At 54.4% G+C, this 9,133-nt stretch carries 7 protein-coding genes and 1 pseudogene; 4 read left to right on the top strand and 4 right to left on the bottom strand.

Features of this window, described 5'->3' with window-relative positions:
- The 3 genes and pseudogenes from BLT27_RS18275 to BLT27_RS18285 form a co-directional block, all read left to right on the top strand.
- Nucleotides 1-322: transposase (locus BLT27_RS18275; RefSeq protein WP_139172416.1), on the top strand; the 322-nt coding region annotated here is incomplete at its 5' end.
- Between the two features lie 353 nt (nt 323-675).
- Nucleotides 676-1,452 (top strand): annotated as a pseudogene (locus BLT27_RS20555) (DNA-binding protein).
- Nucleotides 1,453-1,666: 214 nt separating this feature from the next.
- Nucleotides 1,667-2,800, top strand: a complete 1,134-nt coding sequence (locus tag BLT27_RS18285; RefSeq protein WP_139172417.1) for a homing endonuclease associated repeat-containing protein — start codon at nt 1,667-1,669, stop codon at nt 2,798-2,800.
- Nucleotides 2,801-3,165: 365 nt separating this feature from the next.
- Here BLT27_RS18285 and BLT27_RS18295 read toward each other — a convergent pair whose 3' ends face one another.
- The 3 genes from BLT27_RS18295 to BLT27_RS19410 form a co-directional block, all read right to left on the bottom strand.
- On the bottom strand, nt 3,166-5,262 hold the full coding sequence (locus BLT27_RS18295; RefSeq protein ID WP_089736503.1) for an ATP-binding protein: 2,097 nt from the start codon (nt 5,260-5,262) through the stop codon (nt 3,166-3,168).
- A gap of 65 nt (nt 5,263-5,327) precedes the next feature.
- A complete protein-coding gene (locus tag BLT27_RS18300) occupies nt 5,328-6,581 on the bottom strand; it encodes a DNA cytosine methyltransferase (protein ID WP_089736504.1) in 1,254 nt (417 codons plus the stop codon).
- 555 nt (nt 6,582-7,136) lie between these two features.
- Nucleotides 7,137-7,568, bottom strand: coding sequence for a group I intron-associated PD-(D/E)XK endonuclease (locus BLT27_RS19410; protein ID WP_139172418.1), 432 nt, complete (start codon nt 7,566-7,568; stop codon nt 7,137-7,139).
- A 220-nt stretch (nt 7,569-7,788) separates the two neighbouring features.
- Here BLT27_RS19410 and BLT27_RS18310 point away from each other — a divergent pair, with 220 nt between their 5' ends.
- Nucleotides 7,789-8,715 (top strand): transcription initiation factor IIB, encoded by a 927-nt coding sequence (locus tag BLT27_RS18310; RefSeq protein ID WP_089736508.1) that lies wholly within the window; start codon nt 7,789-7,791, stop codon nt 8,713-8,715.
- Between the two features lie 120 nt (nt 8,716-8,835).
- On the opposite strand, the gene BLT27_RS18315 is transcribed toward BLT27_RS18310, so the two are convergent.
- On the bottom strand, nt 8,836-9,133 hold a 298-nt coding region (locus BLT27_RS18315), incomplete at its 5' end, for a transposase (RefSeq protein WP_139172419.1).

A 9,133-nucleotide genomic window follows, 5' to 3' on the forward strand; every position in this document is an offset into this window, starting at 1 on the left:
AGGGGTCGTGCCAGTCGCTCCGTACAACGCGCGAAACACTGACGACCCGAAAGACATCGAGTACAGGGTTGAAGACCGCATCGAACAACACAGCGAGGACGTGCAGCTGAAGCAGTCCACGTTGGATGAGACGTACAACCGCCGTACTGGAGTCGAACGAACCAACGAATCAGTGAAGGACTGCGGCCTCGGGCGAACGCACGCCCGAGGCCGCGTCCACGCACGAGCGCAGGTGTTCCTCGCCCTGTGCCTTCGCCTCGTCGTCGCTATCACCAACTACGAACGCGGAGACAATCCGGGAAGTACGATCATCACGGTGTGAGAAGAGTTCTATGACACCCTCGTTCTAACTAACCGGCTTTGTGAGGTACTGAACATCGGTTCGTTCCGTGGACACTCGCTCTTTCTCTACGACGGCCACGCGAACGGGATCCGGAACCGGTCGCACCTCGACCGCGTCCTGGACTCGTCCGAATCGCTGCGGATCGTTCCCGCCGACGTCCACTACTAACGCGGATAATTCTATTCTACTTCGATTATCTCTGATTACTCTATTCGTTTGTGTCCACCACCCACCAGCCACCGCCCCACCCTCCGCTCCGTGCTCGCTTCGCTGCGCGCGCAACCACGACATCAATTGGAAATCTCGAATCCAATATCGTACTGTACACTCACATGAAGGTCATCGACGACCGGCCGGTGTTCCGTGCGACGGTCCAGCAGAAAAAGCAGGCGAAGGTGGATGCGAACAACCCGGACGGAATCGCGAACACGAGCGAGGACCGGATTCACGGTGTCACCCTCGAACAGGAGGATCGCATTCGGGCGCTGGAAGCCGAACTGGAGCGCATCAGTGCCCAGGCCGAGCTGGGAACGCAGGACGGTCGCGAGCAGCGCACGCGGGAGGTCGTCAGCGAGTAGTGTGGTCGTGACGAGCCGGCGCCGGCGGAGCGCACGGATCCCCGAGAGAAGTTGACGCAAGAGGAACTCGCGGCGGTCAACGAGCAGGCGATGCGGATCAGCGACGAAGTGCAGGGCGGCTGGTCGAGGGCGGTCGTCGCGAAGCAGCTGGCCGAGAAGGTGCAACGTGGGCGGGATGTCACGAAGGCGGTGCTGGAGACCCTCGAGGATCTGAAGGCGGCGCCGGGGGCAATCGTGCCCATCGCGGACGTGCCGGACGTCCCGGTCGGTGAGGTGACGGTCGAAGGCACAGTGAGCGAACTCTGGAATCCCAGTTCCCCAGCAATCGCTCAAGTCGGACTCATCGAAGACGAAAGTGGGCGTACGAAATTCACAATTTGGGAGAAGAGCAAGAAGACGGTGGTTCGAGAAGGACAGACAGTCCGGTTCAGAGCGGTCAAGAAAAATTGGTACCAGGGACGGTGCAGTCTCGCCATCACGGGCTGGAGCAGAATCGAATTCCCGGAGCGCGGCCGGTGGTGGGACGAATAGCCAGTTGAGGCAACCTTCTTTTTTGCTGTGTGCCGGACCGACCCAGACCCCACCGCCCCACCCTCCGCTCCGTGCTCGCTTCGCTGCGCGCGCAGCCACGACCTCGAGACCCGGTCTGAGATTTATCCCTGAAAACGGGGGAAACGGGGCGCGACCGGGCGTGTTTGTCCCACCCCACGAGGGGTGCGGGCGTGCCTAACGCTCGGAGCTACGCATGAAAGTCGAAGGAGATTATACGTGCGACATCTGCGGCGAATCGTTCGAAACGAACGTCGAGATTGCCGGCCATATGCGTTCTCATCAGGTATCGATACCAGCTGAAACGATCATCGACGAACTGCAGCGACTAGCTGAAGAGAAGGGGCGAGTTCCCAAACAATCGGAGGTCAAAGAAGAGACTGAATTCACCAAAGGCGCAGTGCACTCAACGTTTGGGAGCTGGGACGAGGGATTGCAAGCAGCCGGACTTGACCCTCGAACAAACGGATATAGCGACACAGAAATCATCGAGGAGCTACAACGAGTCGCCAGCCAGATCGGCCATTCGCCCTCACGAAACGAGTGGCGAGAATTGGGGCGTATCTCAGCCAACGCAATCCAGACTCATTTCGGGTCGTGGAACGAAGGCCTCAAAGCAGCCAATTTAGAGACGACCACGCAGCAGACCGCCACAAAGGAGGATGTCATCGAGGCGATTCAGAATCTCGCCGCAGACCTCGGACGACCACCGAAAGCCCAAGAGATGGAAGAGGACGGTGCGTGGTCGGTGAAAGTCGCCCAGCGATGCTTCGGCCGCTGGAATCGCGCGTTACGCCGTGCAGGGTTCGAACCCCACAAACAATGGAGTGTCAGTGAAGAACAGCTCCATCGGGAGATCAAGCGCTTAGTCGATGAGCTAGGCCACGTCCCATCAACGATCGAGATGCGTGACTCTGGTCGCTACTCAGTTGGATCCTATGCCCGCCGGTATGGGACCTGGCAAGACGCCATCGAAGCGGCCGGGTTCGAGTATCCCGGCCGGCCAAGCGGCCCAGAGCATCCGCTCTGGAAGGGCGGCTACGGGGACATTTCGTACGGACCGAACTGGTACAGACAGCGCAAGCGTGCGCTGGAACGGGACGGCTTCGAGTGCCAGATGCCGGGCTGTCCGATTGACCGCGAGACCCACCGGGAACGCTGGGATCGTGACCTGAACGTCCACCACATTACGCCGCTCGGCGCATTCATCGATGCCGATGGTGTACTGGACTACGAACGGTCGAACCGACTTGAGAACCTGATTACGCTCTGTCAGCGCCACCATACCATGTGGGAGGAGTTCGCTCCGCTCCAGCCCGATATTCGCTAACCGCTCAGGGGGGTGTTTATCGCCCCCGACGATGGGTGGCGGGGACACCAGCTTCCCGTCTCACTATGACCGACGACACGACTCTCACAGCTCGTGAACGGCTTCGCACTCACCTCCGTGAAGCCTACCGCACGACCAATTCACCAATCGTGGAAGCACAGCTACAGGCCGCGCTGGACGCCTGGAACGACCTGCCGCCAACATCCCTGTGGGAGTGTCCCGTCTGCGGGAAGGTCGGCCTCCCAGAGCGGATTCAGCAGCATAATTGCAGATAAGAGCCCGCAGCCTCGGCTAATGAGTCGGGCAATTACCACCCCATTGCCAGGTATAAGAAACGCTCCTTATGTCACGAAAAAGGAGAAATCTTAGTCCTCTGATTCGTCTGATTCAATAGTCGAAATTCCGCTAAATGCATCTTCGTTTACATCGGGGACCTGGTCTTCAGCATCTATGAAGTCCTGATGGTGCTTTTTTGCGTCATTAAGCAGATCGTGCCATGACTTGCGTCCAGTCACCTTACCGTTATCAACCAATTGCTCCCACGAATCTAGGTATATTTCATTCAGATCTTTTTCATCGGCAATCAAAGTCAGTTTTGCCTCATCTGGGAAGTCTTCTCGGAAGCCTGAATTCTGTTCAAAGAAGTCCTCGAAAGCAGTTACATAATTTCTGAAGCGCTCAAAGTCCTCATCTTGGAAGGTATAACCGGGCTTTTTGAGTTCTACTACCCGGACGGACCCTCTGATTTCCAGCATAACGAGGTCAGGCCGCTTTCGATCAAGATCTTCAACTGCGGTAGTGGTACTAATTGGTTCTCCCCGCTCAACTTCGTACCATTCTTCGAATGCTTCCCGTACATTGCTAATGCTTTTTTCAGAGGTGAGCGGTCGCCAAGTCGGATCGACCAACCACGGCGAGCTTTCGACAATCTCGTGAAGGTCATCCTCATCCGAATCGTAATCGTTGATTCTATCTTCTAAAACCCTAATTGTGTTCACCTTATTCTGTGCGATTTGCCCATATGAGGTGATTTCAGCTATGTGTGTGGATTCAAACAACTCAATAAGATCTTCAGGATCGATTTCTCCATCCTCAGCTCTCTGCCTGATTTCACTCAAGGAGTCTACCAAGTGTTTGTGTGGGGCAATCTGGAGAACGAAGTTAGTCAGATCCTCCAAGTACTGATCCAAATCCAGCTCATCTTCATTCGCATATTGACCAAGGCTCTTGCCTAACTCAACTGCCGCTTCTTGAATACCCTCTTTGTCATACCGTTCAGCGGCCTTGTCGCGAATGCCAGACTTTTCTACAAATTTGTTTTGTGCTTTTTTACGCCGCGGTTCTGTGCTAGACTGAGCCACTTCCTTGACACGTTCTTTTCCCCATTCGCTGAATGCAGTACCTAGTTCCGAATTCCACAAAATATCTTGACGATGAGTCTGGATCAGGTCCGGTCCGTCGTCCTGATCAAGCCAGTCAGCGTGTATTTCACCGACTAAGTATGAACGCGTAACGAACTCACCTGTGAAGCCAGCCGGTAAACCGAAATCTCTAGTATTGGATGCAAGTTTTCCGCGTGCATAGATAGTAACACCTCCGAATTCATCATTATAGGAATTCTCAGCAAGACCCATCCAGCCGCTCACTTCGTATATTTTACCCTCGTGTTCCACCGGCTTGTCATTCAAATCTATCTCAGTATCCTCCTGAAGTGGAGGTTTGGTGTCGGAGAGTTTGAACTCGTCATTCGGGTCGTCATCCTTGTTGTCTATTATTTTGACATCAAAGTCTTCGGTACCGGTAGCAAACCGTTGACCCAAACGCCTTTCCAGCGTATCTTTATCCGGAACTTTCTTTACATTAAAATCGTGGAGAGTTATTTTGGTTCCACTATTTGAATGAGTCTCTCCATCATGTTCTAGCGGTTCCGGTCTGTATTCGTCTGTTTCATCTTTGGACCTATCTGTGATTTCATTATAATCCATCATGAAGTGGGAAACCTCGTACTCATCGTCATCTGGGTCTCCACCAGCAGACAGGACCTCGACCTTATCGCAGATACCAAACGGTGCGAGTTTTCCAATCCCCTTCCTCCCCATCACGGGTCGATTTTTTAATCGACTTTCTTCTTCTCCGTCTTTCCGTCTATCCCGACCAACTCTCAGAAAAAGTTCGTTCGCCTCTTCAGGGGTCATTCCATGACCATCATCAACAATCTGAACATTGTGTCCCTTCTGTTTTACACCGTCTCCAGTGTGAACAGCGAGATATTTGTTCAGAGGCAGCTTGATTTCGACTTCTTCTGCATCAGCATCGTAGGAGTTGGCCACCAGTTCCGCGACAGCAGCAGAAACCCGATCGTACAGGTTAATTCCGAGCTTGTCCACGATGGTCGTCTCAATATCCATCGTGTAAGGGGACTCAGACCCGGGTGATTCATCACCCTCCGATTGTGTGGACATATGGTATATAAACTGAATCGCCACAACAAAATGCTTTCCCAGTAGTTCAATATCGAAGACGGGAACTAATATTCTACCTTTGTGACCTGCCGCAGGTGCGCTAACAACGTATTCGCGATCTGCTCCACAAGTTTCGGTGGGACAGCATTCCCAACTACTCTTTCAGCAGCGTCATTCTTTGAAGGAAGTTCAAACCACCGAGGGAAGGTCATCAATAGCGCCGCCTCACGGAATGTGATTCCACGATTTATATCCGGGTGAGTGAAACGTCCGCTGCTAGGAGTAGTACAACGCGTTGTCAGAGTAGGTGCAGGTTCATCCCCCCTCATTATCCCGTAGGCAGAAGCAGCTCCTCCCTCCAGTCCATCGTGGGCATCAACGATGTACTCTTCATCATCAGTATCTATCAGGTCACGCCAGCTGCCTCCGTGACGACGAATCGCTTTCATCCGCTCAATAGTACGAGAGTGGTGTCGTCGTGATCGGTGTTCAGGATCATCAGGATACCCTTCGATCCCGACTTGCTTTTCGCCGGATTGGAGGTCATATTTCAGATCATCGTACTGGCCAAGAGCGTCGTTTACAGAGACCCACGGTTGTAGACTAGAGGTAGGGTCCGGATCCTCAGAGTGAGTTTGCTCGGGAAGATGGACATCATCATTATCCCGGCCATAGACGAACAGACCAATTGTACGGTGTCTCCGTTGGGGAATGCCATAATTCGCCGCATTGAGAACGTCAAGAGCGTATCCGTATCCTCCCTCCTGTTTGGAGTCTCCATCACGGGTTATCGACTTCATCGATCTCGTGAGCCAGTCGATATAGGTACTCGGCACATCTTCACCCGCCGTCATAATATTTCTAACATTTTCGAAAAACACAACATCCGGGACCTCCTCGGCGACGAATTCAATGAAGGCACGGAGTAGGTTGTCTTTCGGTTTGTCTTCTGGCCATGACTCTGTATCACGGAGGCTACTAAAGTTCTGACAGGGCGGACAACCACAGATAACATTCACTTCACCTGGCTCGATATCAAAGTGTGTACGAATGTCGTTGAACGTTACCGTCGGGAGCCCGTCATCAATATCCTCGTCCTCGTATCCACGGCTTAGATCAGCTCGGAGCGGTTCTTCAAATGCGATAGTACCGGGAAATTCTTCAACTACTGAATCTCTACCGCAGAGATTTTTTTCGTATGTCTCTATCGCGTCTTCATCTGCATCAATCGCGCCAACCACCTCATATCCGGCCTTCACAAAACCGAGAGACGCACCCCCGGCCCCACAGAACAGATCCACAACTTTTGGTCGATTCATCCGACCAACCCCTCGATAAATCCATATACTCTTGATGGGTCAAAAATGTAAGATTTCGTGATCAGTGACCCACTCATCTGTTCAATTCTGGTAGACACGACTGTATCAATCTCACGCATTAATTATCACTCGCCGAGGCGTGTATAGTATCTCCCTCACTTGGCAGGGTGATTCACTCTGTATCATCGTCAGACACATCTAAGATTGCGACAGTTACCTCCCTATGACTATACTCAGTCCCCAACGTGATCCGTCCGCGGCTGTCAGCTTTTTTTGTAGTTAGATCACGGGGGATTACCACGCGAACATTTTCGTCATCCTTCATATCAAAGAGAGGATGGCGATGTTACTTTCTCTCATAGCCCCAGTTCGTTTTTTACCAGTGTGCCTCGTGTCATTTGATTCTATACAGTAGCATCTTCCCGCATTATAATCAAACTTTCCCATCTTCACCCACGTATATCCAGAATTACTTAGCTATGGCTCCGTGCTCACTCCCTGCGGTTGCTGTGCGCGCAGCCACAACCTCAACAGCAGATCAGCAAGCGATTCGCGTTACTGAGAGTCGGTTCCCTCTCGAATTTTGGAGAGTGCCTCATCTATCGAGAACTCTCCTGGCAAGTTCGCCTGTTCACGATGCCAATCACTGGGCATTTCCTCAGGAGGATTGAAATTCACGCGTTGCGTCTTCTCCATTTCGTGAGCAGGTACGTATATCGCCGTTCCCTCTTCGTGGATGGCACCAGCAAATATATCGACGGTACCAGCCGGGTACCTTTCTGGAGAGATTTCCAGCTCGTAACGGTATTCATCATAGTCGCTCGCGGTTTTTACCTGAACTCGTAACAGGTCCCACCCAACGTCAGTTATCAGGTCATATTTTTGCTCGTGACCATGGGGATAAGCTACACCATACCCATTTCGGAGGATATCTGCCGCGACTAAGGCTTCTGACGCATCACCCCGCCAACCTCGTTCCAAATCCATACTAACCCACTGGCAGTACTACTACAGAAAAGTACGTCTGATTAATCCCCGCCTCGATGAGTGCTCCAATCTATTGAGACGAGGTACACTACAGTAACTCAAGTACTGTCGTCTGAACCACAATCCGGCTAAATCCAGATCGTACTCGATAGAGTCTATTTACCCCTCAATGGGTGAGGGGCTCGCTGTACTGGCGGGTTCCCGAAACACGGTGAGAACGATGGCAACCAGAGACATCTACGAGAGCGGATTCGACGAAGACGTCCGAACGGAATCGAGTGCGAACCAGTGTCCCGAGTGCGACGGTCGAGTCACCACGAACGCGGTCGAAACGGTCTGCGAGGACTGTGGCCTGGTCATCGACGAACAGCGCATCGATCACGGGCCAGAGTGGCGGGCGTACGACGACGAGAAGCGCGAGCGAACGGGTGCCCCACTCACTGCAGCTCGCCACGATCGCGGCCTGTCGACGGAGATCGGTCGGGGTACCGACGCAAAGGGGAACGAGATCTCCGGGCAGAAGCGACGACGACTCGCGCGGATGCGCCGTGAGCAGACTCGGGGGCGCTGGCGGTCGAAAGCGGAACGGAATCTCGCCCACGGACTGGGCGAGATGCGTCGGTTGGCGAGTGCGCTCGAACTCTCTGATTCGGTCCGCGACCAGGCGTGTCAGCTATGCCGAAGCGCCCAGAACGAGGATCTGTTTCGTGGCAGATCCATCGAGGCCATCGCCGCGGCCAGCGTCTACGGGACCTGTCGGTGCAACGGCCTCTCGCGGTTGGTGGATGACGTCAGCGAGATGGCCCGCGTCGCGGAGTCACGGGTCACGAACGCGTACAAAACACTGAACGAAGAGCTGGGGCTCCCCGCTGAGCCCGTCTCCCCCAGTATGTTCGTGCCGCGCCTCGCGTCGGACCTCGAGTGTCCGGACGAGATCCGACAGCGGGCCCGAACCCTGGCGGAGCAGGCCGAGGAGCGCGGCGTCACGACGGGCGTCCATCCGGCCGGGTTCGCAGCGGCCTGCCTCTACAAGGCCGGTCGCGAAGAGGGCCGATGGTTGACGCAATCCGAGGCCGCGGACGTGGCGAACGCCTCGAAGGCGACTGTTCGGGCACACCGGGATACGTTGGAGGAACGGGTCGCCTGACGCAGTCCACTGTCTCTCGGTCTGTACTGCACATCGGTCTATCCACGCTACGATTTAAACACGAAGACGAGCCATGTTCTCTGTAGACGGCTTCATTGAATCCGCAGAGGGCGACGGGATTCACTGTTTCACGGCTTGTTCGACGTTGTAGACTGCGGCGGCGAGCACAATTTCACGAAACTGGCGATACCACGCTCGCGCTCGGACGGCGGAGCCGTACGAGCGCTTAATCACCGAATTCACCGTCTCACACACCGACCGCTGGTTGTAGAGGTCATCGTCGATCCGGGCGTTGTGCGCGTGGTCGTACGGTGCGAAGACGCGATGCTTGATCAGCGGTCGAACGCCTTCTGCGCGAAGCTCCTCGCGGAAACCCATATCGTCGTAGCCCTTGTCGGCGGCGAGGCTCCGCAGGTCG

The organism is Haloarchaeobius iranensis, assembly GCF_900103505.1.
Lineage (GTDB): Archaea > Halobacteriota > Halobacteria > Halobacteriales > Natrialbaceae > Haloarchaeobius > Haloarchaeobius iranensis.

Coding starts and splice junctions, on each gene's coding strand:
- BLT27_RS18285 (WP_139172417.1), top strand. CDS start 1,667: ATGAAAGTCGAAGGAGATTATACGTGCGACATCTGCGGCGAATCGTTC.
- BLT27_RS18295 (WP_089736503.1), bottom strand. CDS start 5,262: ATGTCCACACAATCGGAGGGTGATGAATCACCCGGGTCTGAGTCCCCT.
- BLT27_RS18300 (WP_089736504.1), bottom strand. CDS start 6,581: ATGAATCGACCAAAAGTTGTGGATCTGTTCTGTGGGGCCGGGGGTGCG.
- BLT27_RS19410 (WP_139172418.1), bottom strand. CDS start 7,568: ATGGATTTGGAACGAGGTTGGCGGGGTGATGCGTCAGAAGCCTTAGTC.
- BLT27_RS18310 (WP_089736508.1), top strand. CDS start 7,789: ATGGCAACCAGAGACATCTACGAGAGCGGATTCGACGAAGACGTCCGA.